Source organism: Paraburkholderia sp. MM5477-R1 (assembly GCF_050436385.1).
Lineage (GTDB): Bacteria > Pseudomonadota > Gammaproteobacteria > Burkholderiales > Burkholderiaceae > Paraburkholderia > Paraburkholderia tuberum.
This window is the reverse complement of sequence record NZ_JBNDMC010000008.1, coordinates 1-25,570: the sequence shown is the minus strand read 5'-3', so window position 1 is coordinate 25,570 and position 25,570 is coordinate 1. Positions and strand designations below refer to the sequence as shown.

Here is a 25,570-nt window from a genome sequence, read left to right as displayed (position 1 = left end):
ACAGGAATAAACGCTGCCCACCCGTGGTTCTCCCTGGTGCGAACCCGCACAACTCTCCAAGGAGTCGATCATGAAAAAGCTTTCGTTCGTTGCTTTGTCGCTCGTCGTTCTCGCCGCTTCGTCGAGCGCGTTTGCGCAGGGCAAGACACGTGCTCAGGTGTACCAGGAACTGATCGAGGCGCAGCAGAACGGTCTCGACTACATCACCGACGCGTCGTATCCCGATGTCAGTCCCGTGTTCGCGCGTCAGGTCGAGCAGCGCAAGCAGGCGCTCGCCGCGCAAGCGGCGCTCGCCGCGAGCCACGTCGCGAACTCGGGAGCGCCGGCTGTTGGCACCCATTGAAGCAGCATCGGCCACTGGCGCGCGAATGGGTTTGAATGTGCGCGCCAGGGCCGGATGGAATAGACCGTAGCGAGGCGTGTTCGCCCGTACGTTGGTCGATGAGTCGATCGACCCATCGATCGAATCATCGATCCATCCGGCAAGGAGTTTCCGTGACACCACCCTTCGCACCCAAACCCAACCCCGCCGGCTCCGACCCGCGGCCGATCTGCGTGCCATGCCGGCTCGCCGCGATCGGCGCGGTCGCGCTCGCGCTCGCGGGCGGCTTCGCCTACACCGCGGGGTGGCTGACGCCCGCGCGTCTGTCCGCCCCGCGCGTCATCGATACGTTCGAGGCGGTCGCGGGCCCGCATCCCGGCTATCGACGCAATCACGCCAAGGGCCTGTGCGTCGACGGCTATTTCGACAGCAACGGCAATGGCGCGGCGCTGTCGCACGCGGCAGTGTTCGCGCCGGGCCGCACGCCGGTGTCGGGTCGCTTCGCGGTGCCCGGCGGCAATCCGTCCGCGCCCGATACGAGCTCGCCGGTGCGCAGTCTCGCGCTGCAGTTCCGGCTTCGCGATGGCGAACAGTGGCGTACCGGCATGAACTCGACGCCGGTGTTCGCGGTGCATACGCCAGCGCAGTTCTATCAGCAATTGCTGGCCGCGAAGCCCGACCCTGCGACCGGCAAACCGGACCCCGCGAAGCTGAAGGCGTTCTACGCGGCCAATCCCGAGACGCAGCCGTTCCAGCGCTGGGTCAAGTCGCACGCGCCGTCGTCGAGCCTCGCGAACGCCGCATACTACGGCATCGACGCGTTTCTGTTTACCGATGCCCACGGCACGACGCGCGCCGTGCGCTGGGCCGTCGTGCCCGACACGCCATACGCGCCGATCACCGCGGCGCAGCAGGCCGAAAAGAACTTCCTCGCCGCCGATCTCGACGAGCGTCTGCAACACGGACCGTTGCGCTGGCATCTGCTGTTGACCGTCGCGCAACCGGGCGACCCGACCAGCGACGCGACGCTGCAGTGGCCCGACGACCGCCAGCGCGTCGACGCCGGGACGCTCGTGATCGAACGCACCACGTCGCAGGAGGACGGCGCCTGCCGCGACATCAACTTCGATCCGACGATCGTGCCCGCCGGCATCGCGCCATCGGACGATCCGCTGCTCGCCGCGCGCTCTGCGGCCTATGCACAGTCGTTCCAACGCCGTACGCGCGAGGAGGCGCTGCATCCCGAGATCCATCGAACCCGGCCAAACGGAGAGGCTTCATGACGCGCACCCGCACTCACTTCAGTCCGCTCGCGCGGCTGCTGCACTGGACGATGGCGCCGCTGATCGTCGCGATGCTGTTTATCGGCGTGGGCATGGTGGCGACGGTATCGCGTGCCCATGATGCGTTGGTCGCGCTGCATCGGCCGCTCGGCATCGCGTTGCTGCTGCTCGTGCTGGTGCGGCTCGCGGTGCGCGTGATGCGCGGCAGTCCGCCATTGCCCGCGCGCATGTCGAAGCCGCAACGAATCGCGGCGCATGCGTCGCACCTCGTGCTGTACGGGCTGATGCTCGCGATGCCGCTGATCGGCTGGGCGATGCTATCGGCGGCCGGCTATCCGGTCACGCTGTTCGGTCCGCTGCATCTGCCGCCGATCGCACCGCACGACGTCGCGCTGTTCGCGCTGCTGCGCGCGCTGCATACGTGGCTCGCGTTCGCGTTGTTCGCGACGGTGCTGCTGCATCTGGCGGCGGCGTTGTTGCATGGGCTGATCCTGCGCGACGGAGTGTGGGGCAGCATGGCCCGCGGCGAACGCTAATATGGGTCGAACCGCGGCTTGACCGGGTTGCTCCCGAACTGTCCAAATCGCCCGCCCTGGCGATTTTCGTCCAACGCGTAAAATGGCCGGTTATCACTGGCAAATCGCAACTGGACAGAATCGGCCGGGCGTCGCGCGGCGCCCCGTCATGGTCCACGCGCGCTTGCCTTCGCCGGTTTGAACAGGAATGCACGCGGATGTCATCAGTTTTCTTCGATCGGGAAAGGATTGCGGAATGGCTCGGTGAGCGCACCGTCGCCAAGGCGCGCTCGGTGGGCGCGGTCAGCAACGTCAAATGGCAGGGAGACACGCTGTCGGGCGACGTGCAGGGCTCGCAGCCGGGGCCGTACCTGACGCGGGTTCGCTTTCGCACCGATGGCGGGTCGCCGTCGGCCGAAGGCAAATGCACGTGCCCGGTCGGCCGCAATTGCAAGCACGTCGCGGCGCTACTGCTCGCGGAACTCCACTACCACGACGAGATGGATCACATCACGCAGGTCGAGGACGGCAGTGACCCGGCGACGTCGGAGGTGTTCATCGCGCGACGGATCACGGTGCCGGGCGCGCCGCCGGCGCCATCACCGTCTCCATCTTCATCTCAAGGTGTGCGACCCGAACTGGTCAGCTGGCTCGAGCGTTTTCGCGCGCGCGCCCGCGTGGCCGACGCCGCCGGAAAAGACGCCGCCCGGCAGCTCGACGCCACGCGCAAGGAAACGCTCGCCTATCGGCTCAACTGGTCGCGTTTTCATATGCGCCACGAAGTCGTGCTGCATCGCGCGCGTTGCGACGCGGACGGCGTGATCGTCGAAGTCGGCGACAGCTGGGGCGACGTCGAAGGCGCGCTGCTCAGGCAGCCGCGCTTCGTGTCCGACGAAGACCTGTCGATCCTCCGCGGCCTATGGCTCGGTCGCTCGCGCGAGGACCTGGGCCAGTTCGTGCTGCGAGGCACGAGTGGCGCGGAAACGCTGCAGAAGCTGATCGCGACCGGGCGCCTGTTCTTCGACTTCGGGATCGCGCCGGGCCAGGCCGGACCGACGCCGCTCGCGCGCGCCGCCGACCGCCTCGGGCGCATCGAATGGGAGCCGCTCGCCGACGAGCGCCTGCGCCCGGTACTGCGCACCGAACCGCGCGCGAGCATGGTGCTGCCGACCGAGCCGGTCTGGTACGTGGACGGCGTCGCCAACGAGGCGGGCGTCGTGCCACTGTCGCTGCCGTTCCAGCAACTGCCCGACTACCTCGCGATGCCGCCGATCTCGCTCGCCGAGGCGCCGCTCGTCGCGTCGGTGCTGCGCGAGATCGCGCCCGAGCTGCCGCTGCCGCCGACCCACGACGCGCCCGCGATTCGGGTGATCGACGTCGAACCGGTGCCGGTGCTGACGCTGAACAGCCATGCGCTGCCCGGCGCGGGGAAGGGCATCAAAACGGCAAAAACCACGAAGGCCGCGAAGGCCGCGGAGCGCAAGTCCGCCGCGGTAGAACTGGCCGCCGCGAGCTTCGACTACGACGGTGTCAGCATCAACGCCGACAGCAGCGTGACGCTGGTGCCGTTGCCGGGCGGCGATGTGATTCACATCCGCCGGCGCTACGACGCCGAGAAAAAGCGTCTGCTGGAATTGCGCAAGACCGGTCTGCAAAAGGTGCCGACGCGCAACCTGCATGCGTCGCGTCTGTTGCCCGACACGATGCTCGGACTGCCCGACACCGACGCGTGGTCCGAGTTCGTCAACGACGCGGTGCCGGATCTGGTCGCGAAGGGCTGGCGCGTGACGATGGCGCCCGAGTTCCGCTACAACGTGATCGAGATCGACGCGATCGACGGCACCGCGCTGCAGGCCGGCGACGGCTGGTTCGATCTGGAGATGGGCATCCGCGTCGGCGAGCGCAACGTGCGGCTCGAACCGCTGCTGGCCGATCTGTTCCGGCGCGACCGGCGCTGGCTCTCCGGCGCGCTGGAGCGTATTCGAGACGACGAGCCGATCGAGCTGAAGACCGAGGAGAACAAGCGCCTGCGGTTGCGCGCCGATCGTCTGAAGCCGGTGGTGCGCGTGCTGGTCGATCTGTTCGATTCGCTCGGCGGCGCGCTTGCCGAAGGCGCGCCTCTGCGCGTGCCCGCGGTCGATGCGGGTCGTCTCGATGCGCTGCACGACACCGGCCGCTGGCAGTTCAGCGGCGACGATTCGATCCGCGAGCTCGCGCGCCGTCTGCAAGCCGGTCCGGGCCTGCGCGAAGTGCCGGTGCCGCGCGGGCTGAAGGCTGAGCTGCGCGGGTACCAGCACCAGGGCCTGAACTGGATGCAGTTCCTGCGCGAACAGGATCTGGGCGGCGTGCTCGCCGACGACATGGGCCTCGGCAAAACCGTGCAGACGCTCGCGCACGTTCTCGCCGAGAAGGAAGCGGGGCGGCTCACGCATCCCGCGCTGATCGTCGTGCCGACCACGCTCGTGCACAACTGGCGCGAGGAAGCGCGCCGCTTTGCGCCGGAGCTGAAAGTGCTGGTGCTGAACGGGCCGCAGAGAAAGGAGCGTTTCGAGCAGATCGGCGAAGCCGAGCTGATCCTGACCACTTATGCGCTGTTGTGGCGCGATCAGAAGGTGCTCGCCGAGCACGACTATCATCTGCTGATTCTCGATGAGGCGCAGTACGTGAAGAACGCGACCACCAAAGCCGCCCAGGCGATTCGCGGCTTGCGGGCGCGGCATCGGCTGTGCCTGACGGGCACGCCGCTCGAGAATCATCTCGGCGAGCTGTGGTCGCAATTCGATTTTCTGCTGCCGGGCTTTCTCGGCAGCCAGAAGGACTTCACGCGACGCTGGCGCAATCCGATCGAAAAGAACGGCGACGACGTGCGCCGCGCGTTGCTCGCGCGCCGCATCCGGCCGTTCATGCTGCGCCGTCGCAAGGACGAGGTCGCGAAGGAGCTGCCGCCGAAGACGACGATCGTGTGTCCGGTCGATCTCGAAGGCGCGCAGCGCGACCTGTACGAAACCGTGCGCACCGCGATGCAGCAGAAGGTGCGCGCGGCGGTCAGCGCGCAGGGGCTCGCGCGCAGCCACATCATCGTGCTCGATGCGTTGCTGAAGCTGCGCCAGGTGTGCTGCGATCCACGGCTCGTGCGCACCGCCAGCGGTATCGCGGACGGCGCTGCCACGGGCGGCGGCGAGCGCGCGATGCGCTCGGCCAAGCTCGATCTGCTGCTGTCGATGCTGCCCGAGTTGATCGAGGAGGGACGCCGCGTGCTGCTGTTCTCGCAGTTCACCGGCATGCTCGCGTTGATCGCCGAGGCGCTCGACGAAGCCGCGATCCCGTACGTCATGCTGACGGGCGACACGGCCGATCGCGTGAGCCCGGTCGAGCGGTTCCAGCAGGGCGAGGTGCCGCTGTTCCTGATCAGCCTGAAGGCCGGCGGAGTGGGGCTGAACCTGACCGCCGCCGACACGGTGATCCACTACGACCCGTGGTGGAACCCGGCCGCCGAGAACCAGGCGACCGACCGCGCGCATCGGCTGGGACAGGACAAGCCGGTATTCGTGTACAAGTTGATCGCGGCCGGCAGCATCGAGGAAAAGATCGTCGCGTTGCAGGAGCACAAGGCCGGGCTCGCCGACAGCATTCTCGCGGAAGATGCGGCCGGCGCCGCAAAGTTCTCGGACGACGATCTCGACGCGCTGTTCGCGCCTATGCCGGACCTCGAAGGCGCGCGTTGAACGCGCGGGCAAGCGACCGAACGAGGCAACGCAGACGGGCCACGCAGACACGCAGGGGAAATCTGACGCGCCGCAGCAACGCCAATGGGCGCCACACTGTAACAAAGCGTCTGTGTATGTAAATTACCGTCGATGGGACTTCAAACTCATACCAATTTCGAACTCGCGCTGTGTAAGGCTTGCGCGTCGCGCGCGGCTGGTGCGGCGCGTAATAACTACTTCGCCAACGGTTACAAAGGAAGTTCTTTCATCTTGAGCACGGCTGTTCTTCCAGCTAACGTGACGTTACTCGTGCGGTTAGACCCCGGCGAGCGTGTGTAGTGTTTGTGGGCGGCGTTGCTTCGACAGGGGCAGCGCCGCATTTTTTTGCCGGCGACCCTAACGCTGCGCATCACCCGCTGACGGCCCGTCTCGCGGCGCGTCATCGCGTCGGCCAACAATGTGAAGCAGTCGAATGCCTCATGCAGAACGAGAGCTTTGAGTCGCTCGCCCGACCAGGCCGACTGCCTCGAATGACAACTCGACCGGGACAAAATCTAACAATGTTTAAACGATTTCTTTTGAGATTATTCTTATACTGAACGCGCAATTGTTAAATAAGAGTACCTGAAAGGAATCTTAAAGCCGATAAGCGAGCATGGTCAAAAAGCCGCTCCAGCAAGGATCTTCCGTCCGCAGTGTCACTTCCTTCCGGCGCCGGCTAGTGGTGGCAGACCAGAAAAACCTGAAAAGCGCGTCAGCCGTTTCTGATTAGGGTTTTTCGCGACGGATTGCCGGTACACGGCAAACGGGAAGAAAGAAGGTTTTCGATTATCATGATCTGCCCTGCATAATCGCTATGGAAATTACATTTATGCGCTGATTTCCGCTTCATGAAAGCAGCGTCATGGCGGGGGACGGCGAGGGACCATTAATCAGAAAGTAACAGCCGGAATTTTTTGGGAAGCCGGATCGGCGGTGCTGCGCCGTCATCCCGGTCGTCAGCCGGTATACCGGCCGTCAGCCATGAAGGCGCTGTTGCGTTGTGGGGTGTTATGAGAATTGCAGTCCTCGATGATGATTCGGCTCAGGCCGACCTTGTGTGTCAAACGCTGTCCGCCGCTGGACACGTCTGTCACGCGTATGGCGCAGGGCGCGAACTCGTGCGCCAGTTGCGTCGTCAGACGTTCGATCTGCTCGTGCTCGACTGGAACGTTCCCGACATGTCCGGCGAAGAAGTGCTTCGCTGGGTGCGCGAAAGCCTGTCCGAGCGCCTGCCGGTGCTGTTCATGACGAGCCGCGGCCGCGAAACCGACATCACTTCGATTCTGAATACCGGTGCCGACGACTATCTCGTCAAGCCCGTGTCGGGCGCCGTACTGCTCGCGCGGGTTGGTTCGCTGCTGCGGCGCGCGTATTACCTGAAGCCGCCGGCAACGAGGGAAGTATTCGGCGACTTCGAGTTCGACCTGAGCGTCAAGCACGTCGTGGTCCGCGGCACCCCGGTCTCCGTCACGCAGAAAGAGTTCGAACTCGCGCTGCTGCTGTTCCAGCATATGAGCCGGCCGTTGTCGCGCGCACACATTCTCGACGTGATCTGGAAGCAGGCCACGGACATCCCGTCGCGCACGATGGACACTCATGTGTCGATGTTGCGCAGCAAGCTCGGTCTGCGCCCCGAGCACGGTTATCGGCTCACGCCGATCTACGGCTATGGCTACCGCCTCGAGCGGATCGAAACCGGCACACCACCGGCCGCCGACGACGAACCCACTGAAGAAGCGGGGGAAGCGTGACGGTCTGCGTGGATGGGGCGGCATCGGGCAGCGCCGCCATGCCCGGCCGCCGCGCCGCCGCGTGGCTTGCCGCGGCCTGTCTGATGGCAACGGGCGCGACCGGCTGGAGCGCGCTCGCGCACGCGCAGCCCGCGCGCGGCAAGACCGGAGCGAAGGCCTCGCCGGTCTACGCTTCGTACACGACGCACGAGGGCGACACGCTGTATGACATAGCCGCCCGCTACATGGCCGATCCGACCGACTGGGCGCTGTTGAGCAGCCTCAATCACGTGCCCGCGCCGCGCCGCATGGCGGCCGGCATCGTGCTGCGTTTGCCGTCCCGAAGGCTGCGCCAGGATCGGGACACGGCTCGCGTGATCGCGACCAGCGGTCCAGTCGAGCACGCGTTCGACTCGAGCCCTTATCTGCCGCTGAAAACCGGTGAAACGCTTGCCGAAGGCGATCGCTTGCGCACCGGCGCGAACGGGTTCGCGACGCTCGAGCTGCCCGGCGGCTCATACGTGACGGTCGCGCAGAACGGCGAACTCAATATCGAGAGACTGCGGCACGTCGCGCTGACCGGCGTCGCCCATCGCGTCTTTGAGCTGCGCGCCGGCGAGGTCGAGAGCCAGGTCACGCATGCGAAGCGACGCGATGATCGCTTCCAGATCCGTTCGCCTTCGGTGGTCGCCGGAGTGCGCGGCACGCGTTTTCGCGTCGATTACGACGGCGACACGCAAACCACCGCGGTGGCGGTGCTCGACGGCGCGGTCGGCGTCGATCCGGCCACGCAGCATGGCCAGAGCGCCGCGCCGGCGCCAGGCAGGCCGTTGCAGGCGTCCGATCAGCTGGTCGAGGCAAGCTTCGGCAACGTCACGCACTCGGGCGGCGCGGTCGGCAGTCCGGTCCAGCTGTTGCCCGCACCCGCGCTCGCGCGGCCGGCGCGCGTGCAGGACGGCAAGAGCGTCGCGTTCGACGTCAACCCGGCCGAGCACGCGGTCGGCTATCGGCTGCAGATTTCGCACGACGCCGATCAACTGGACCTGGTGCGAGACCTGCGCGTGAGCGCGCCGCATGCCGACTTCGGCGATCTGCCCGACGGCACGTACTTCGTGCGCGTCGCGTCGACCGATAGCAACGGTCTCGACGGCCTGCCGAACGTGTACGCGTTCGAGCGCCGCCAGCTGGGGCTGGACGCTTCGGCCGCGCAGCGCGCGGGTAGCCGCGACTACGAGTTCCGCTGGTTCGTCAGCCGCAGTAACGTGCCGACCCGTTTCCGCTTCCTGCTCGCGAACACGGCCGAACTGAGCCATCCGGTAATCGATCGCCCCGATCTGCCGGGCGGCGAACTCGTGATCAGCGATCTGCCTCCGGGCGTCTACTACTGGACGATCGTCGCCGAGCAGTTCGACAACGGCCGCTTCTACGAAAAGAGCAGTCCGGTCCGCTCCTTTACGCTTGCGCCCTGACGCGGGTAGATTCTCGGGGCCGGCCTGCTGGCCGGTCCGTCCTCCCGTTCCCGACTATATCGTCCATGCCCGCCACTTCTACGCGACTGAGCCTCGACCCGCGCGCCCGTCTTGGACGGCGGGCGGGCCGGCGCTTTCTGATCGAGTGGGTCAGCGTTGGCTGTCTCGGTCTCGTGGTGATCCTGCTGACGTCGTTCGGGCGCGTCGGCGCCGGCATCGATCTGCTGGTGTACGACCAGTTTCTGAAGCTGCGCGAGCAGCCGCTGCTGTCCGACATCGTCGTCGTCGAGATCGACAACGCGAGCATCGACGCACTGGGCCGCTGGCCGTGGCCGCGCAGCGTGCACGCGCGGCTGCTCGAGCAGATCGCCGCGGCCAAACCTGCCGCGGTGATCGACGACGTACTGTTCACCGAGCCCAATGTCGACGACGCTCAGCTCGCCCACGCCATTGCGCTGAGCCCGACCTATCTGCCCGTGCTGCTGACGCCGCCCGATGCGAGCGGCAAGCGCACCGTCGATGAACCCGTCGCGCCGCTCGCGCAGGCTGCTGCCGGGCTCGGTCACATCAATTTCGAAGTGGACAGCGACGGCATCGTGCGTAGCGTCGCGCGCTTCCAGGGCGACCAGCGCTCGCGCTGGCCGCAACTGACGGTGCTCGTCGCCGACGCGGTCGAACACGGCAAGCTGCATCTGCGCGGCGGCTTGCCGCCGCGCCCCTCGAACGAGCCCGCACGCGGCAGCGACGACGGCGGCGAAGAGCGCTTCCTGATTCCGTTCGGCCCGAACGCCGCGAACTACCCAAAGCTCAGTTTCGCCGACGTGCTCGCCGGCAAGGTGCCGGCCGATCAGTTGCGCGGGCGCATCGTCGTGATCGGCGTGACGGCGTCGGGTCTGTACGACCGCTTCGCGACACCGGTATCGGGCGAGCTCGGTCCGCTGCCCGGCGTCTACATCCACGCGAACGTGCTCGACACGCTGCTGAGCGGCCGCGAGATCCAGCCGGTCGCGCTGTGGGTCGTGTTCGCGGCGGCGCTCGGGCCGCTCGCCGCGCTGCTCGCCGGCTTCCTCGTACTGTCGCCGCGCCGCTCGTTGTTGCTGACCGGCGCGCTGGTGCTGCTCGCCGCGACCGGCAGCGCGCTGCTGCTGTACGGCGGCAGGCTGTGGATCTCGCCGGTGCCGGCGATCCTCGGCGTCGTGATCGTCTATCCGATCTGGAACTGGCGACGCCTCGAAATGACGATGGCGTATCTGCGCGGCGAACTGCAGCGTCTCGCCGACGAGCCGCATCTGCTGCCCGAGACGCCGAAGCGCCGCCGCGAGTTCGGCGGCGACGTGCTCGCGCAGCACATGGCGCTGATGGCTCAGGCCGCGCAACGGGTGCAGGACATGAAGCGCTTCGTGTGGGGCAGCCTCGATAGCGTGCCGGAGCCGATTCTCGTCAGCGACGTGGCCGGCGTCGTGCTGATCGCGAATCACGCGGCGAAAGCGCATTTCGCTCGGCTAGGCGCGCCGATGCCCGAAGGCCAGCCGATGCAGAGCGTGCTCGGCGGCCTCACGCTCGTGAAGACGATCGACACCGGCGCGGCCACGGACAACGAGCGCAGTCTGTCCGCGCACGCGCACTGGCCGGCGCTCCTCGATCCGACGCGCGGCGAGTTCGCGGCGCTGATGGCGCAGGGCGTCGAGGTGCGCGACGCGAACGAGCGCGACCATCTGCTGCGCTATGCGACCTGCACCAACGCGCAGGGCGAGACGACCGGCTGGATCGCCGGTCTCGTCGACGTGTCGGCACTCCATGCGGCCGAGCGTCAGCGCGAAGACGCGCTGCGGCTGCTGTCGCACGACATGCGCTCGCCGCAGGCGTCGATCATTGCGCTGGTCGAGATCGAGCGCGCGCGCACCGAGCCTGCGCTCGCGCGCAGCGTGCTGGAGCGCATCGAACGCTACGCGCAACGCGCGCTCACGCTTGCCGACGACTTCGTGCAACTGGCGCGCGCCGAATCGCAGGCCTATGTGCTCGAGCCGCTGAGTCTGACCGAACTCGTCATCGATGCGAGCGACGAGGTCTGGCCGCAGGCGCATGCGAAGCGCATCGCGCTGCATACGGAATCCGCCGACGACGCCGACGACGATCCCTGGATCTGCGCCGACCGCTCGCTGATGACACGCGCGCTCGTCAATATCCTGAACAATGCGGTCAAGTACAGTCCGCCCGACACGCGCATCGTATGCAGCTTCGCTGGCCAGCCGGCGGCAAAGCGCGCGGGCAGCGAGGCGCCGCGCGTGTCGTGCACGATCCGCGACCAGGGCTATGGCATTCCTGAGGAGCAGCAAGCGGGATTGTTCGAGCGCTTTCGCCGTTTTCACGAGGCGGAGCGGCCGGAAGTGGGTGGCGCGGGACTCGGCATGGCGTTCGTCAAAACCGTCGTCACGCGCCACGGTGGCAGCGTCGAAGTCGTCAGCGCGCCCGGCGAGGGGACGGCCTTCACGATCTGGCTGCCCGCGCTCGACGACGCGCCCCTCGACGAATCGATCGCACCGCGCGTCTGATGCGCCTTTGATGTATTCGATGTACTAGAGAGAAAACAAACAATGGCAAAGATCGCTCACCTCTGTGCCGCGCTGGCCGCGGCGAGCCTCACCGCTTGCGCGGGCCTGAGCGCCGACGTGCACACCGTCTCCGCTAACGGCGCCGACCGCGCCGTTGCGCTGCAAGGCGAGCAGACCTATTCGCTCGCGCGCACGCAGCCGCAGGACGACAGCGCCGACCATCCGCAAGTCGAAAAGCTGTTGCGCGACGAGTTGGCGAAACACGGGTTCGTCGATACGGCGGGCAAGCCCGCGCGTTATCTGCTGTCGATGGCGTATAGCACGCGGCCGGCGTCGATCGGCATCGGCGGTGAGGATTGCGCGCCCGCCGATTGCGGCGCGGGCAGCGACGGTCCAGGCGCGCTGCTGTTTGGGCGCAAGTATCAGCACGCGCTGACGCTGCGCTTTTTCGACTACGCGAGCGGCGCCGAGCGCTACAAGGTCGGCGCGGTGTTCATGGATCGCGACGCGGACCCGCTGCATGCACTGCCGTTGCTCGTGAAAACCGCGCTCGCGAAGCTGCCGTTCGATGCGCCGGCCGACTGGCGTGTGAAGCTCAGCATCGACAAGACGAGCGGTGTGCCGAACGTCGAGTCGATGGAGCCGCTGCAGCGTTAAAACACAGCCTCGGATCGCCGGGGCCACGAGTATCAGTTATTCCTGCGCCGGCTCGTCTTGCGGCCAGCGGTTTTCGAACACGCAATCGGCGAGCGGCAGACGGCTCGCCCAGCGCTGCGTTTCGAGCATCGGCTCGCTATAGAAGGCAGCGACGTGGCCGAGGCACAGAATCGCGACCGGCCGCGCGCCTTCCGGCATCCCCAGTAGCTGGTGCACCGCGTCGACATCGAATAGCGACACCCAACCAAGCCCGAGTCCTTCCGCGCGCGCGGCGAGCCACATGTTCTGGATCGCGCACGCGACCGACGCGAGATCCATCTCCGGCAGCGTGCGGCGGCCGAAGACGTGTCGCTCGCGCCCGTCCATCAACGCGATCACCAGCAACTCCGCGCATTCGCGCATGCCTTCCACCTTCAGCTTCATGAACTCGTCGCGGCGCTTGCCGAGCGCATCGGCGGTGGCGAGCCGTTCGCGCTCGACGATGTCGCGCAAGCCCGTGCGCAGCGCCGCGTCGGTGATGCGCACGATGCGCCACGGCTGCATGTAGCCGACGCTCGGCGCGTGATGCGCCGCGTCGAGCAGACGCCGCAGCACCGCCGGATCGACCGGATCGGGCACGAAGTGGCGCATGTCGCGGCGTTCGTAAATCGCGCGATAGACCGCTTCGCGCTCGGAGTCGTCAAAAGGCTTCGCCATGAAAGAGGGCGGCCGTGAAAGCCGGGTTGGAGGGCCAGTAAGCGTGCATATAGGTTGCCACAATCGGGCCCACGCGGAACACCGCTTCGCCGGGCGTGTCGCTGTGCGCGCGCGTGGCGAAGCGCTGCGGCGCGAGCGGCGTCGCGAGCTTCGAGTAGTGGAACGTGTGGCCGGTCAGCGTGCCGTGGACGCCATCGATCTGCTGCATGCCGAGCGACGTGAAGCGCGTTTGCATCGTCGCGTGACCGGGTAGCAGGCCCAGCATCGGCGTGCTAGTGCCTTGCGCGTCGGTCAGCGTGTCGAGCAGATAGAGCATGCCGCCGCACTCGGCGACCAGCGGTTTGTCCGCCTCGACGTGCGCGCGGATCGATGCGGCGCTGTTCACGTTGCCCGCGAGCGTCGCCAGATGCAACTCGGGGTAGCCGCCCGGCAGATAGAGCGCGTGCGTGCCGGCGGGCAACGCTTCGTCGGCAAGCGGCGAGAAATAGCTGAGCCGCGCGCCGAGCGCTTCGAGCAGCGCGACGTTGGCCGGATAGATGAATGAGAACGCGGCGTCGCGCGCGATCGCGATGTGCTTGCCTTCGAGCAGACGCGGCAGCACTTCGGGCGAGGGCACGCCGAAATCGACCGGCGGCGGCAGTTCGGCGAGCGCGGTCGACGCGAGCGTATCCGCCGCGCGTTCGAGGCGCGCTTCGAGATCGTCGATTTCATCGGCCTGGTGTAGGCCGAGGTGGCGGTCGGGCAGCGTGATCTCGTCGCTCGCGGCGAGGTGGCCGCACCAGCGCAACTCGGGCGGCAGTGCTTCCTGCAACATCTGCGCGTGCCGAGCCGAGCCGACGCGATTCGCGAGCACGCCGTGGAACGGCAGTTGCGGCCTGAAGCGCGCAAGGCCGAATGCGATGGCGCCGAAGGTCTGCGCCATCGCCTGCGCGGAAATCACCGCGAGCACCGGCACGCCGAACGTGGTCGCCAGATCGGCGCTGCTCGGCGTGCCGTCGAACAGGCCCATCACGCCTTCGATCAGGATCAGATCGGCTTCTTGCGCCGCCCGCGCGAGCAGGTTGCGGCATGCGCTTTCGCCGACCATCCACAGATCGAGCGACAGCACCGGCGCGCCGCTCGCGCGCGCGAGGATCATCGGATCGAGAAAATCCGGCCCGGTCTTGAACACGCGCACGCGACGTCCGAGCCGCCGGTGATAGCGCGCGAGACCGGCGGTGATCGTGGTTTTGCCTTGTCCCGACGCGGGCGCGCTAATGAACAGCGCGGGGCACGCCCCGAAGGAAGTCCCCTGGGGGGACGCCCCGAAGGAAGTCCCCTTGGGGGGCGCCCCGGACGAAGCCCAGTTGGGGGATGCCGACATCGCTCAGAACTCCACGCCGCGCTGCGCCTTCACACCTTGCTCGCGATACGGATGCTTGATCGCGCGCATTTCGGTGACGAGGTCGGCGGCTTCGATCAGCGCGTCCGGCGCATGGCGTCCGGTCACGACGACATGCAACATCGGCGCACGCGCGTTGATCACCGCGAGCACTTCGTCGAGCGGCAGGTATTCGTACTTCAGCACGGTGTTCAGCTCGTCGAGGATCACCATCTGGTAGTCGCCGCTTTCGATCATCCGCCGCGCTTCGTTCCAGCCTTTGCGCGCAGTCGCCATGTCGGCCTCGCGGTTCTGCGTGTTCCACGTGTAGCCGTCGCCCATCGTGACGAAATCGCATTGCGCGATCGCGCCGAGGAAATCGCGCTCCGACGTATGCAGCGCGCCCTTGATGAACTGCACGACGCCGAGCCGCATGCCGTGGCCGAGCACCCGCACGGCCATGCCGAAGGCGGCCGTGCTCTTGCCCTTGCCGGTGCCGGTGTTGACGATCAGCAGGCCTTTTTCGACGGTCGCGCCGGCCTGCTTCTTTTCGTGGCCTTCGCGGCGGCGTTCGGTCATGCGTTGATGCGATTCCGGATCGGTTTTCATCGAGGGTCCTGGTTTTGAGGGGCGGGATGGGATGGGGGCGCGTCGCTAAGGGCAGCGTTGTTCGCCGCTGCGATCGCAACCGTGATGCCGGCGTGCGCGGTCTTGCGTACGATTAGACGCGCGTTTTGCGCGGTTGTGCTGGAGTCCTGCGCCGTTGCCGCCAGCAGCGCACACGGCTCGCACACACCGTCGACGCCGAGATGCGCGTGTGCCGCCGCCGACGGCGACGCGACCGGCACCGCGGCGATCTGCTCGCGGCTGAACAGTTGCAGCGGCAGCTGATGACGTGAGCAGAATTCGAGCAGACCGGCTTCGTTGGCTTTGGTGTCGATCGTCGCGATCGCGCGGATCTGCTCGAAGGCATTCGATCCGAGTGCTGCGCGGACGGCGGCTTCGATCTCAGCGGCTTCGCTGTGCAAGCGGCAACCGATGCCGACGCTCAGCGTTTTGATCGCGCGTCCGAGTCCGTGTCGTGTCGCGCTCGCTGCCAGTTCGTGAGCAACGCCGGCGTCGCGTTTGGCCGCATCACGCGCCAGCGCGAGCGACGCCACACCGCCGATCACGACGATCGCCGGCGAGCCGAGCCCCGCACGCGCCACCGCCTCGGCGAACTCGCGAAGCGGCGCGAGCACATGACGCTGCTCAGGCCGCGTCGCCGACTCGATCGCCGCGCACGGCGTGTCGGCGGACATGCCGGCCGCGAGCAATGCGCGGGCGATCTCGCCGAGCCGGCGCATGCCCATATAGATCACCAGCGTCATGCGCGTCGCGGCGAGCGCGGCCCAGTCCGGTTCGCCACTGCCGCCGGCGCCGTGGCCGGTGACGAACACGACGCCCTGCGCGTGATCACGATGCGTGACCGCGATACCGAGCGCCGCGGGCGCCGCGATGCCGGCCGTGATGCCGTTGATCACGTCGACTTCGATACCCGCGGCCTGTAGCGCCTGCAACTCTTCGCCGCCGCGGCCGAACACGAACGGATCGCCGCCCTTGAGCCGCGCGACGCTGCGCCCCGCGCGCAGATGCCCGAGCATTTGCGCGACGATGTCGGCTTGCGGCGTCGACGGATGGCCGCCGCGCTTGCCGACGTACACGACTTGCGCGTCGGTGCGCGCGAACTGCAGCACGTCGGGATTCACCAGATCGTCGACGAGCACGACATCGGCCTGCGCGAGCGCACGGGTGGCCTTCAGCGTGATCAGTTCGACGTCGCCGGGACCGGCGCCGATCAGCCAGGCGCGCGTCATCGCGGCGTGCATGGCGCGCGCCATGCGGTGATGGAAGAAGAGACGCGGCGTGCGACAGCGCGCGCGGCGGTGAATATAGAGGTCATGCGGAACTGCGAATCCGGGCACGCGCGATGCCGCGCTGCTACGCCTTCACATCCGTTCCCCGCGGATTCCGGCGGCCGGCGGCGCCGCGTGATGCACGGATGCAATGCGGCACCGCCTCCGCGTCTGGCCGGTATCCGGGCTGGCGGCCTCATGCGCTTCGCCTTCCCGTCCCGGTTTGTGGATTCGCGGGACAGTGGCATCAAAAAACGCATGCGCGGCACGGCGGAATCGAAGGCGAATCGAATCGCGCGCCGCAGGTCGCTTACCGTTGCGGGGACAGCACAGGTTGAACGCGCGAGGCGCTGCCTGTTTCCCGTTTAACTGCACACGCGAGCGCATGTGCGGGCACCAAACGCGCGCATACGATAGCACATGGCGCCTTGCCGGATAAGCCTCGGCGGCGCTTTCCGGCTCGCTGCGTTGCTTGACTGCGCAAGGCCGCGGGCCTACACTCGCACGCACTTTGGGTGCTCGCGTGCGCGCTCGTGCGCATGCAGTTAAACGGGAAACAGGGAGCCACCTGCTCTGGAGCGGCTAACCTGTGCTGTCCCCGCAACGGTAAGCGAAAAGCGGTTCCGGCTTGATAGCCGGGCACCGCAGTGCCGGCTTCGATGTCCTCGCGCAAGCTCGCGTGGACATTTCACCACTGGACGAGAAACCACTCGGCCGGGAAGGGGAAGCGGCGCTTTCGCCAGCCCGGATACCGGCCCAAAGAAGCAGAACGACCGCCGCGGGGATGCGGCGGCGCGTTCATGACCTCAGTTCCGCTTTCTGTATTTCCGTTGTCGCGGCAATGCCGTCGTTCGTCCCCGTGTCTGGTGATCGCTGGTACTTCTGCGCGTGCTTCATTCGCTCCATTCGCCAGCCGACGCGGACCCACGCGCGGACTTTCCGGCATACCGATCAACGCCAAGGGATGGACCTCACGATGCAAACTCAATTGCGCAAGATCCCCGTCACGATCGTCACGGGCTTTCTCGGCAGCGGCAAAACCACGCTGCTGCGGCACATTCTTCAGCATGCGGGCGGCAAGCGCATTGCGGTGATCGTCAACGAGTTCGGCGAGCTCGGCATCGACGGCGAAATCCTCAGAGGCTGCGGCATCGGTTGCGATGAAAACGGCGTCGAGACCGAAGGGCAATTGTATGAACTCGCGAACGGTTGTTTGTGCTGCACCGTGCAGGAAGAATTTTTCCCGGTGATGGAAAAGCTCGCGGAGCGCCGCGATGAACTCGATCACGTGCTGATCGAAACGTCGGGCCTGGCGTTGCCGAAGCCGCTCGTGCAGGCGTTCAACTGGCCGCAAATCCGCAACGGCTTCACGGTCGACGCGGTGGTGACGGTGGTGGACGGCCCGGCCGCCGCGAGCGGCCAGTTCGCCGATAACCCGCTCGCCGTCGATGCGCAGCGCAAGGCCGATCCGAATCTCGATCACGAGTCGCCGCTGCACGAGTTGTTCGAAGACCAGTTGTCGGCGGCCGATCTGGTGATTCTGAACAAGACCGATCTGATCGACGACGCGCGGCAGCACGAGGTCGAAGCCGCGATCCGCGCGGAGATTGCGCCGCAGGTGAAGATCGTGCGCGCGCAGCAGGGGCGGCTCGACCTGCATACGCTGCTGGGCCTCGAAGCGGCGTCGGAAGAGACGATCCACCTGCGTCATGACCACCACGGTTCCGCCGACGACCCCAATCACCACCACGATGAATTCGATTCGGTCGTCGTGCAGGCATCCGTACCGTCGCGCGACGCGGCGCTCGCCGCCTTGCAGGCGCTCGTCGAAACCCACACGATTTACCGTGTCAAAGGCTTCGCGGCACTGCAGGGCGCGGCGATGCGTCTCGTGATCCAGGGCGTGGGCCGGCGCTTCGAGAGCTACTTCGACCGGCGCTGGCAAGCGGGTGAAAATGGCGACGGCGCGTTGAGCCGCTTCGTGCTGATCGGCGCAGACCTCGACCAACACGCGATGCAACAGGCGTTCGACGCGGCGCTCGGCGCGACGTCGAACGCGACGGCATAAACAGGCGCCCCAGCATGCATCTGCTGCGCACGACGCCGGGCGGCTTCGTCGACGATACGCAGGGCGTGATCCGCATCGATCAGCAGCCCGCCGAGATCGTCGTGCTCAGTTCCGCCGACACCACGCTGTCGCTGCTCGCGAGCGTAGTGCCGCGTCTCGGCGACGGCTTTCCGAGCGTGCGGCTCGCGAACGTCACGTATCTGCGTCAGCCTGCCTCGGTCGATTTCTATCTGGACGACGTGTTGCAGCATGCGCGCGTGGTCGTCGTCGATCATCTCGGCGGCGAAACGTATTGGCCGTACGGCATCGAGCAGGTGGTCGCGCTCGCGCAGCGCAAACAGCAAACACTCGCGATGTTTTCCGGCGATCTGCAGGAAGACCCGAACCTGCTCGCGCGCAGCACCGCGAGCGCCGAGTTGTGTCAGCAGCTGTGGCGCTATCTGCGCGAGGGCGGTCCGCAGAACGCCGAGGCGTTTTTGCGCTGCATCGCGTATCGCGCGCTCGACTGGGGGCGCGAACCCGATCCGCCGCGCGCGTTGCCGGCCGCGTCGCTGTATCACCCCGAGCGTGATACCCCCATCGTCGCCGACTGGCAGGCGCGTTGGCGGCAAGACGCGCCGGTCGTCGCGATTCTGTTCTACAAGGCGCATCTGCAGGCCGCCAATACCGCGGTGTTCGATGCGTTGATCGACGCGCTCGAAGCGCAAGGGCTCAATCCGCTGCCGCTCGCGATCACGTCGCTGAAGGATGCGGTGAGCCGCGATGTCGTGCAGTCGCTGTGCGCGCAAGATGGTGTCGCGCTCGTGCTGAACACGACTGCGTTCGCCGCTTCCGCGATCGACGACCCGGAGCCGCTCGCGCTCGCCGGTGACGCGCCGGTGTTTCAGGTGATCCTGAGCGGCGGCAATCGCGAAGACTGGCTGAAGGACAACCACGGCCTCAATTCGCGCGACATCGCGATGCATATCGCGCTGCCCGAAGTGGACGGGCGCATCATCACGCGCGCGATCAGCTTCAAGGGGCTCGCGTATCGCTGTGCGCATACGCAGGTCGACGTGGTCCGCTATCAGCCCGACCTCGAACGGGTGCGCTTTCTCGCCGAGCTGAGCCGGCGCTGGTGCCGTTTGCGTTCGCTCGATAACGCCGACAAGAAAGTCGCGTTGATTCTCGCCAACTATCCGATGAGCGAAGGGCGCATCGGCAATGGCGTCGGGCTCGATACGCCGGCGTCGGTGGTCGGCATTCTGTCGATGCTGCGCGATGAAGGTTATCGTGTCGGCGAACTACCCGAAAACGGCGACGCGTTGTTGAACAGGCTGACCGAAGGCGTGACCAACGATCCGGTCGTACGCGATCTGCGTCCGGCCCTGCAAAGCCTCGCACTCGACGACTATCTCGCGCATTTCAACGCGTTGCCGGCGAGCGTGCGCGACGCGTTGAACGCGCGCTGGGGCAAGCCCGAGCAGGACCCCACGCTACGGCGCGGCCGCTTCATGATCGCCGGCTGGCGCTGCGGCCAGGTGTTCGTCGGCATTCAGCCTGCGCGTTCGCGCGAGCACGGCGACTACGCGAGCTATCACGATGCGGAGCTCGTACCGCCGCACGCATACCTCGCGTTCTATTTCTGGCTGCGCCATCAGTTCGGCATCGACGCGGTCGTGCACGTCGGCAAGCACGGCAACCTGGAATGGCTGCCGGGCAAAAGCGTCGCCTTGAGCGATGCGTGCTGGCCCGATCTGATTCTCGGACCGATGCCGCATCTGTATCCGTTCATCGTCAATGATCCCGGCGAAGGCAGCCAGGCAAAGCGGCGCGCGCAGGCGGTGATCATCGATCATCTGATGCCACCGCTTACACGCGCCGAAAACTATGGGCCGCTGCAGGACCTCGAACGCCAGGTCGACGAATACTACGAAGCATTGATGGTCGATTCGCGTCGCGCGAAGCTCTTGCGTCGCACGATTCTGACGACGATCGTCGAGCATCGGTTGCACGAAGAGCTGAGTCTCGCGGCGCCGAACCGACAGGACGATGAAGACGCGCTGCTCACTCGCGTCGATGCGTGGCTGTGCGAGCTGAAGGAAGCGCAGATTCGCGATGGCCTGCATACGTTCGGGCAGTCGCCGCGCGGCGTGCAGCGGCGCGACACGCTGCTCGCGCTCGGGCGCTTTCCGGTCGGCGATGGGCGGGCCGGCAAGGCGGGGCTCGTCGACGCGCTGGCGCGCGATCTGCGCATCGATCATCGGTTCGACCCCTTGACGGTGGATTGGGCCGCCGCATGGGACGGCCCGCGACCCGATGTATTGCAGCGGGTCAGCGATGCGCCGTGGCGACATTATGGCGATACGCGCGAGCGGTTGGAATTGCTCGCGGGCGAGCTGTTGCGCGGTGTCTGCGATGTCGATTGCGATGATGCGGATCGTTCGCAGGCCGTCCCCGTAGCCGACGAAAGTCTGCCGCAAGCGGCACAGGTGATCGCACGCCTGCGCGACGACGTGCTGCCGCGTCTCGACGCCTGCGGCCCGCAGGAAATGACGCAGCTGAAACGCGGCCTCGAAGGACGTTTCGTGCCGCCAGGTCCGAGCGGTTCGCCGTCGCGCGGTCGGCCCGACGTGCTGCCCACCGGCCGCAACTTCTATTCGGTCGACACGCGCGCGGTGCCGACGCAAGCCGCGTGGGCACTCGGCCTGAGATCGGCGCAGCAACTGATCGAGCGGCATCTGCAGGAGCACGGCGATTATCCCCGCGCGATCGGCCTGTCGGTCTGGGGCACCGCGACGATGCGCACCGGCGGCGACGATATCGCGCAGGCGCTCGCGCTGCTCGGCGTGCGGCCGAAATGGGCGCCGGGCAGCCACCGTGTGACGGACTTCGAGATCATGCCGATCGACGCGTTCGATCGGCCGCGTATCGACGTCACGTTGCGCGTATCCGGTTTTTTTCGCGATGCGTTCGCGAACGTGATGCATCTGTTCGATGCGGCCGTGCAAGCGGTTGCCGAACTCGACGAGCCCGCGGAGCTGAATCCGATTCGCGCGCGCGTGCAGCGCGAACGCGATGCGTTGATCGCGCGCGGCATGGACCCGGTCGAAGCGCGCAAGCGCGCCGGCTGGCGCGTGTTCAGCGCGCGGCCGGGCACGTACGGCGCGGGTCTGCAGCAGATGATCGACTCGCGCCAATGGCAGACCGACGCCGATCTCGCGAACGCGTATCAGGCGTGGGGCGGATATGCGTACGCGCAGAAGAGCGCGGGCGAGCAAGCGCAGCAAGCGTTTGGCACGCGCCTCGCAGCGATGGACCTCGTGCTGCAGAACCAGGACAATCGCGAGCACGACGTGCTCGATTCGAACGACTACTACCAGTTTCAGGGCGGCATGGTCGCGGCGGTGCGGCATCTGGCAGGTCGGCAGCCGCGCGTCTATCACGCGGATCACAGCAATCCGGCCGCGCCGCGCGTGCGGACGTTGCACGAGGAGATCGCGCGCGTGATCCGCTCGCGCGTGGTCAATCCGAAATGGCTCGACGGCGTGAAGCGCCACGGCTACAAGGGCGCGGCCGAGATCGCCGCGACCGTCGATTATCTGTATGGCTACGACGCGACCGCGCGCGTGATCGCGGATCATCAATACGCGCTCGTCGCCGATGCTTATCTGAATGACGCCGATACGCGCGCGTTCATGCAACGGCACAATCCGCATGCGCTGCATTCGATTTGCGAGCGTTTGCTCGAGGCGATGCAGCGGGGGCTGTGGCAGCAGCCGGGTGACTATCGCGCGCAGGTGGAAACGCATCTGCTGGCGAGCGAACAGCAGATCGAAGGAAGACAAACATGAATGGAGCGATGCGAGGAGCGGGCGACGCAGGTAGCTCCGCCTGTGTATCGGGTACGGCGGCGCGGTCCGTTTTTCCGTTTGCGGCGCTGATCGGCCAGGCCTCGTTGCAGCAGGCGCTGGTGCTCGCGGCGATCGACCCGGGCTTGGGCGGCGTATTGATCAGCGGACCGCGTGGCACCGCGAAGTCGACTGCCGCGCGCGCGCTTGCGGAACTGCTGCCGGAGGGAGAGCTCGTGAATCTGCCGCTTGGCGCGAGCGAGGATCGTCTGATCGGCACGCTCGATATCGAAAGCGTGCTGCGCGACGGCTCGGTGCGCTTCTCGCCGGGGCTGCTCGCGAAGGCGCATCGCGGCGTGCTGTACGTCGACGAAGTCAATCTGCTGCCCGATGCGCTCGTCGATGCGTTGCTCGATGCGGCGGCGAGCGGCGTGAATACCGTCGAACGCGATGGCGTGTCGCATAGTCATGACGCGAGCTTCGTGCTGATCGGCACGATGAATCCCGAAGAGGGCGAGTTGCGGCCGCAATTGATCGACCGCTTCGGTCTGATGGTGGAGTTGCAGAACGCCTTCGAGCCGCAGGTGCGGCAGGCGATCGTCAAAGCGCGGTTCGCGTTCGATCTCGATCCCGCTGGGTTTCGTACCGTCTACGCGGAGCAGCAGGCTTCATACGTGCAGCGAATTCGCTCGGCGCGCGCGGCGCTGCCGCTGCTGTCGTTCGATGACGCCGTCCATGCGCGCGTGAGCGCGCTATGCATCGACGCGGCCGTCGACGGTTTGCGCGCCGACCTCGTGATGCTGCGCGCGGCGCGCGCGCTGGCCGCATTCGAACGGGCAGGCGCGGTGACGGTGCGGCATGTGGAGCGCGTTGCCGATCCGGTGCTGCTTCATCGGCGGCGTCAGCATGATTCGCAACATGCGAATCAGCGCCGGCCAGAAAGCGAGGCGCCGGCACGGGACGTCGCTGCGGGTGCGTCTGGCGATACGGCTGGATCCACGACACCTTCCGCCGACTCCGACTGCGGCTACCTGCCGCCCGAGCCGACGGCGGCTTTGCCTGTCAAAGGCGTCATTGCGCTCGACGCAAAAAAACGCTGAGCCATCGGAAAGGCGCCGCCGCTGACTCGCGCAGCGGTTTTCGATGGCGACGAGGCGTGGGGGCGGATTCGCACGACACGTCGCGCGGCGAACCGGGCAGGCGCATTGCATGGCCACCGACGCTCGCCGCGATGCGCGAGCACACGCTGCGTCGTGAGCATCTGCGCTTCGTACGGGAAGTGCCGCGTGGCGGTGTGCTGCATTGTTTCGTGCTCGATTGCTCCGGGTCGATGCTGGCGGGCCAACGCCTCGCGTTGGCGAAGGGTCTACTGACTGCCTTGTTCGACCGTGCGAGTGCGATGCGCGCCGAGGCTGCGCTGATCTGCTTCGGCGGTGCGGGAGCGGATGTGCGCTTCGGCCCGGCCGTGCCGCGCTGGTGGAACGAGCGATGGCTCGCGCCCGTGGGCGGAGGCGGCGGTTCGCCGCTCGCGTCGGGCGTGCGCCGCGCCGCGCAACTGCTCGAACGCTGCGCGCGGCGACGGCCGGCCCAGCAGCGCTGGTTATGGATTCTGACCGACGGCCGCACGAGCGACGAACCCGCGCGGCCGGCCGACGTCGATGAAGTCGTGTTCGTCGATTTCGAGCGTGGTGCGATACGGCTCGGTCGTTGCGAGGTGCTCGCCAATGCCTGGGGAGCGCGGCGGTTGACGCCGGAAGAGTTGCTCGGCTGATCGATGTGTGCGCAGCTAGGTCGACGCTGCTGTGTCCGCACGCGCGTTGCTTTTGTGGCCGTACCGCTTATTTCAGTCCGTTGGACCAGTGCTGCACATCCTCCTGACGATCGAACACGAACACCTTCATCGCCATCTGTTGAACGGAATCGAGTTGATCCAGTTCGAGCCCATGCATGGACGGCTCGCCAGGCGCTTTGCCCTTCTGAACGTTGCGGATCACCGCCGTCGTCTCGATCTGTGAATCGTATTCGGCCGACTTCAGCCGGAACGCGATGCGCAGCCGCTCGCCGACTTCGCCCAGTGTCCATGACGCACTCAACGACATGCCGAGCGCGCTGATGCCCTTGGCGAGTCCAAGGCCTTCGTAAGTGTCACCGCTCCCACCGATGCCAAACCGCACGGGCAGGTGCGCATGGACGCGGATCGATTTGCGCTCACGGAGCCGGCGGACCATACCGGGTCTCGACAACACGGCATAGTCGAACGGCACGCGGCAGACCGCTTCGACCGTGCAGACGAAACGGAACACGGCCTGACTCGCGATCGCGACGACCTCGACGTTCTCGCCGGGCGTGAGCGGCAGCGGTTGGCCCTGCTGCATCGGCGGCGTGACGAACAGCGCATGATTCGGCGCGAAACCGATGATGCCGCAAGGTTGCATCGGCGCGCCGCTGCCGGGTTGCGAACGCATGCCGATCAATGTGCCGATCTCGAGGTGCATGTCCTTCAGCGTCAACTCACCGGCGTGGTCAGGCTGGGCGGTTGGCGCCGGCGGTTGTTGTGCGCCGAGGTCGAACAGGTCGCCGCGTTGCGGGCGGAAGTGTTGAAACAGAAAGGCGCGCTCGTCGGTGGTCGCGAGCGTCGTCGCGCTTGCGAAGAGCAGCGTGCCGTCGGCATCGACGATCGGCCATGGGAGCGGCGTGCCTACCGGCACCGTATCAGGCTCGAGCATCGGGGATGCCGCGGCGGGCTGGGTGTCCTCGACGTGTGCGTCGACGAGATTGTCCATAGTCGGCAGCTAATTTAAGTGGCGAGATGATCTGATTGACGGCGGGGAAGGGTAGAACTTTAATTTGGGGAGCCGTGGTGAGTTCGAGCCGTGCTCGGACTACTTTGTTTTGTCGGTATCAGGACTTCGGCGGGTTGAATCGGATGACTAACTATTTTCGCTGATTTTTTGGTCTGGCCAGAGTTGACTCTTTTTTAGGGGCTGGCGGCAATGCGATGGAGATGGCAGTCTTTGCTCCCAAAAGAAATTCGCAGAAGGGTATTGACGTGTTGTCGACCGCTCTCCATAATCTCGCTTCTCTGCTGCAGACGCAGCGACGCAAACGAAGCGGTGCCGGGTAGTGGTGATTCAGGCGCGGCGGGTTTGGCGGACCGATCTTTAAAAACTAACAGTCGATAAGTGTGGGCGCTTGATGCGGAATGCGGCGGCGGATTCTCCGGAATCTGCTGTCAGGCAGAAGTATCAGAAGCCTCACACAGTATTGGAGGAAGGTTTGTCTGTCGAAAGACGGATCAATCATCGTCAGTACGTTGAGTGAGCGACCGGGTTCGAGAGAGCCCGAACACAGTAACAGGTTTGAACTGAAGAGTTTGATCCTGGCTCAGATTGAACGCTGGCGGCATGCCTTACACATGCAAGTCGAACGGCAGCACGGACTCCG

Annotated in this window: 17 protein-coding genes, 1 rRNA gene, 1 pseudogene and 2 riboswitches; of the genes and pseudogenes, 13 read left to right on the top strand and 6 right to left on the bottom strand. The window is 66.4% G+C overall.

Features of this window, described 5'->3' with window-relative positions; all coding sequences use genetic code 11:
* The first annotated feature begins 70 nt into the window (after positions 1 to 70).
* The 8 genes from OKW35_RS41885 to OKW35_RS41850 all read left to right on the top strand — a co-directional run bounded on the left by OKW35_RS41885 (position 71) and on the right by OKW35_RS41850 (position 12,277).
* Complete coding sequence (locus OKW35_RS41885) at positions 71 to 343, top strand: DUF4148 domain-containing protein (RefSeq protein WP_184049825.1); 273 nt, start codon at positions 71 to 73, stop codon at positions 341 to 343.
* Between the two features lie 206 nt (positions 344 to 549).
* The gene (locus tag OKW35_RS41880) at positions 550 to 1,605 is read left to right on the top strand and encodes a catalase family peroxidase (protein ID WP_429555249.1); all 1,056 of its coding nucleotides are present in this window, start codon (positions 550 to 552) and stop codon (positions 1,603 to 1,605) included.
* Positions 1,602 to 2,141, top strand: coding sequence for a cytochrome b (locus OKW35_RS41875; RefSeq protein ID WP_090805927.1), 540 nt, complete (start codon positions 1,602 to 1,604; stop codon positions 2,139 to 2,141). Before OKW35_RS41880 ends, OKW35_RS41875 begins: the two co-directional genes overlap by 4 nt.
* Positions 2,142 to 2,338: 197 nt before the next feature.
* Positions 2,339 to 5,845, top strand: coding sequence for an SNF2-related protein (locus tag OKW35_RS41870; RefSeq protein ID WP_429555153.1), 3,507 nt, complete (start codon positions 2,339 to 2,341; stop codon positions 5,843 to 5,845).
* 1,034 nt (positions 5,846 to 6,879) lie between these two features.
* Positions 6,880 to 7,620, top strand: coding sequence for a response regulator transcription factor (locus OKW35_RS41865; RefSeq protein ID WP_429403186.1), 741 nt, complete (start codon positions 6,880 to 6,882; stop codon positions 7,618 to 7,620).
* Complete coding sequence (locus tag OKW35_RS41860) at positions 7,617 to 9,068, top strand: FecR domain-containing protein (protein ID WP_429555152.1); 1,452 nt, start codon at positions 7,617 to 7,619, stop codon at positions 9,066 to 9,068. The genes OKW35_RS41865 and OKW35_RS41860 overlap by 4 nt, the downstream gene beginning before the upstream one ends.
* Before the next feature lie 65 nt (positions 9,069 to 9,133).
* Positions 9,134 to 11,620 carry a CHASE2 domain-containing protein gene (locus OKW35_RS41855; RefSeq protein WP_429555151.1) on the top strand — a complete coding sequence of 829 codons (2,487 nt, stop codon included), beginning with the start codon at positions 9,134 to 9,136 and terminating at the stop codon, positions 11,618 to 11,620.
* Positions 11,621 to 11,662: 42 nt separating this feature from the next.
* Positions 11,663 to 12,277: a DUF4136 domain-containing protein gene (locus tag OKW35_RS41850; RefSeq protein ID WP_429555150.1), complete on the top strand. Its 615-nt coding sequence runs from the start codon at positions 11,663 to 11,665 to the stop codon at positions 12,275 to 12,277.
* 36 nt (positions 12,278 to 12,313) lie between these two features.
* On the opposite strand, the gene bluB is transcribed toward OKW35_RS41850, so the two are convergent.
* The 5 genes and pseudogenes from bluB to cobA all read right to left on the bottom strand — a co-directional run.
* Positions 12,314 to 12,973 carry a 5,6-dimethylbenzimidazole synthase gene (bluB, locus tag OKW35_RS41845; protein WP_429353813.1) on the bottom strand — a complete coding sequence of 220 codons (660 nt, stop codon included), beginning with the start codon at positions 12,971 to 12,973 and terminating at the stop codon, positions 12,314 to 12,316.
* Positions 12,957 to 14,336, bottom strand: coding sequence for a cobyrinate a,c-diamide synthase (locus OKW35_RS41840; protein ID WP_244144864.1), 1,380 nt, complete (start codon positions 14,334 to 14,336; stop codon positions 12,957 to 12,959). Before OKW35_RS41840 ends, bluB begins: the two co-directional genes overlap by 17 nt.
* A 3-nt stretch (positions 14,337 to 14,339) precedes the next feature.
* Complete coding sequence (cobO, locus tag OKW35_RS41835; RefSeq protein ID WP_090805916.1) at positions 14,340 to 14,942, bottom strand: cob(I)yrinic acid a,c-diamide adenosyltransferase; 603 nt, start codon at positions 14,940 to 14,942, stop codon at positions 14,340 to 14,342.
* Positions 14,939 to 15,373, bottom strand: a complete 435-nt coding sequence (locus tag OKW35_RS41830) for a cobalamin biosynthesis protein (protein ID WP_429555248.1) — start codon at positions 15,371 to 15,373, stop codon at positions 14,939 to 14,941. Before OKW35_RS41830 ends, cobO begins: the two co-directional genes overlap by 4 nt.
* Before the next feature lie 75 nt (positions 15,374 to 15,448).
* Positions 15,449 to 16,189, bottom strand: a pseudogene (gene cobA, locus OKW35_RS41825) (uroporphyrinogen-III C-methyltransferase); the annotation flags it as partial.
* Between the two features lie 195 nt (positions 16,190 to 16,384).
* A riboswitch (cobalamin riboswitch) is annotated at positions 16,385 to 16,644 on the bottom strand.
* Positions 16,645 to 16,724: 80 nt separating this feature from the next.
* Positions 16,725 to 17,002, top strand: a riboswitch (cobalamin riboswitch).
* 202 nt (positions 17,003 to 17,204) lie between these two features.
* On the opposite strand from cobA, the gene cobW reads away from it, so the two are divergent.
* The 4 genes from cobW to OKW35_RS41805 are packed head-to-tail and all read left to right on the top strand — an operon-like array spanning position 17,205 to position 23,897.
* On the top strand, positions 17,205 to 18,296 hold the full coding sequence (gene cobW, locus OKW35_RS41820) for a cobalamin biosynthesis protein CobW (RefSeq protein ID WP_429555149.1): 1,092 nt from the start codon (positions 17,205 to 17,207) through the stop codon (positions 18,294 to 18,296).
* Between the two features lie 14 nt (positions 18,297 to 18,310).
* On the top strand, positions 18,311 to 22,129 hold the full coding sequence (gene cobN, locus OKW35_RS41815) for a cobaltochelatase subunit CobN (RefSeq protein ID WP_429555148.1): 3,819 nt from the start codon (positions 18,311 to 18,313) through the stop codon (positions 22,127 to 22,129).
* The gene (locus OKW35_RS41810; protein WP_429555147.1) at positions 22,126 to 23,226 is read left to right on the top strand and encodes an ATP-binding protein; all 1,101 of its coding nucleotides are present in this window, start codon (positions 22,126 to 22,128) and stop codon (positions 23,224 to 23,226) included. The genes cobN and OKW35_RS41810 overlap by 4 nt, the downstream gene beginning before the upstream one ends.
* A gap of 56 nt (positions 23,227 to 23,282) precedes the next feature.
* A complete protein-coding gene (locus OKW35_RS41805) occupies positions 23,283 to 23,897 on the top strand; it encodes a vWA domain-containing protein (RefSeq protein WP_429555146.1) in 615 nt (204 codons plus the stop codon).
* A gap of 67 nt (positions 23,898 to 23,964) precedes the next feature.
* Here the strand turns inward: OKW35_RS41805 and OKW35_RS41800 are convergent, their stop codons facing one another.
* On the bottom strand, positions 23,965 to 24,909 hold the full coding sequence (locus OKW35_RS41800; protein ID WP_429555145.1) for a flagellar brake protein: 945 nt from the start codon (positions 24,907 to 24,909) through the stop codon (positions 23,965 to 23,967).
* Between the two features lie 578 nt (positions 24,910 to 25,487).
* On the opposite strand from OKW35_RS41800, the gene OKW35_RS41795 reads away from it, so the two are divergent.
* Positions 25,488 to 25,570: ribosomal RNA gene (locus OKW35_RS41795) — 16S ribosomal RNA — on the top strand; the annotation flags it as partial.

Excerpts from the sequence above, each read along its gene's own strand:
- cobW (WP_429555149.1), top strand. The coding sequence starts at position 17,205 with ATGCAAACTCAATTGCGCAAGATCCCCGTCACGATCGTCACGGGCTTT.
- OKW35_RS41870 (WP_429555153.1), top strand. The coding sequence starts at position 2,339 with ATGTCATCAGTTTTCTTCGATCGGGAAAGGATTGCGGAATGGCTCGGT.
- OKW35_RS41855 (WP_429555151.1), top strand. The coding sequence starts at position 9,134 with ATGCCCGCCACTTCTACGCGACTGAGCCTCGACCCGCGCGCCCGTCTT.
- OKW35_RS41800 (WP_429555145.1), bottom strand. The coding sequence starts at position 24,909 with ATGGACAATCTCGTCGACGCACACGTCGAGGACACCCAGCCCGCCGCG.
- cobN (WP_429555148.1), top strand. The coding sequence starts at position 18,311 with ATGCATCTGCTGCGCACGACGCCGGGCGGCTTCGTCGACGATACGCAG.
- OKW35_RS41810 (WP_429555147.1), top strand. The coding sequence starts at position 22,126 with ATGAATGGAGCGATGCGAGGAGCGGGCGACGCAGGTAGCTCCGCCTGT.
- OKW35_RS41885 (WP_184049825.1), top strand. The coding sequence starts at position 71 with ATGAAAAAGCTTTCGTTCGTTGCTTTGTCGCTCGTCGTTCTCGCCGCT.
- bluB (WP_429353813.1), bottom strand. The coding sequence starts at position 12,973 with ATGGCGAAGCCTTTTGACGACTCCGAGCGCGAAGCGGTCTATCGCGCG.
- OKW35_RS41840 (WP_244144864.1), bottom strand. The coding sequence starts at position 14,336 with ATGTCGGCATCCCCCAACTGGGCTTCGTCCGGGGCGCCCCCCAAGGGG.
- OKW35_RS41865 (WP_429403186.1), top strand. The coding sequence starts at position 6,880 with ATGAGAATTGCAGTCCTCGATGATGATTCGGCTCAGGCCGACCTTGTG.
- OKW35_RS41875 (WP_090805927.1), top strand. The coding sequence starts at position 1,602 with ATGACGCGCACCCGCACTCACTTCAGTCCGCTCGCGCGGCTGCTGCAC.
- OKW35_RS41850 (WP_429555150.1), top strand. The coding sequence starts at position 11,663 with ATGGCAAAGATCGCTCACCTCTGTGCCGCGCTGGCCGCGGCGAGCCTC.
- cobO (WP_090805916.1), bottom strand. The coding sequence starts at position 14,942 with ATGAAAACCGATCCGGAATCGCATCAACGCATGACCGAACGCCGCCGC.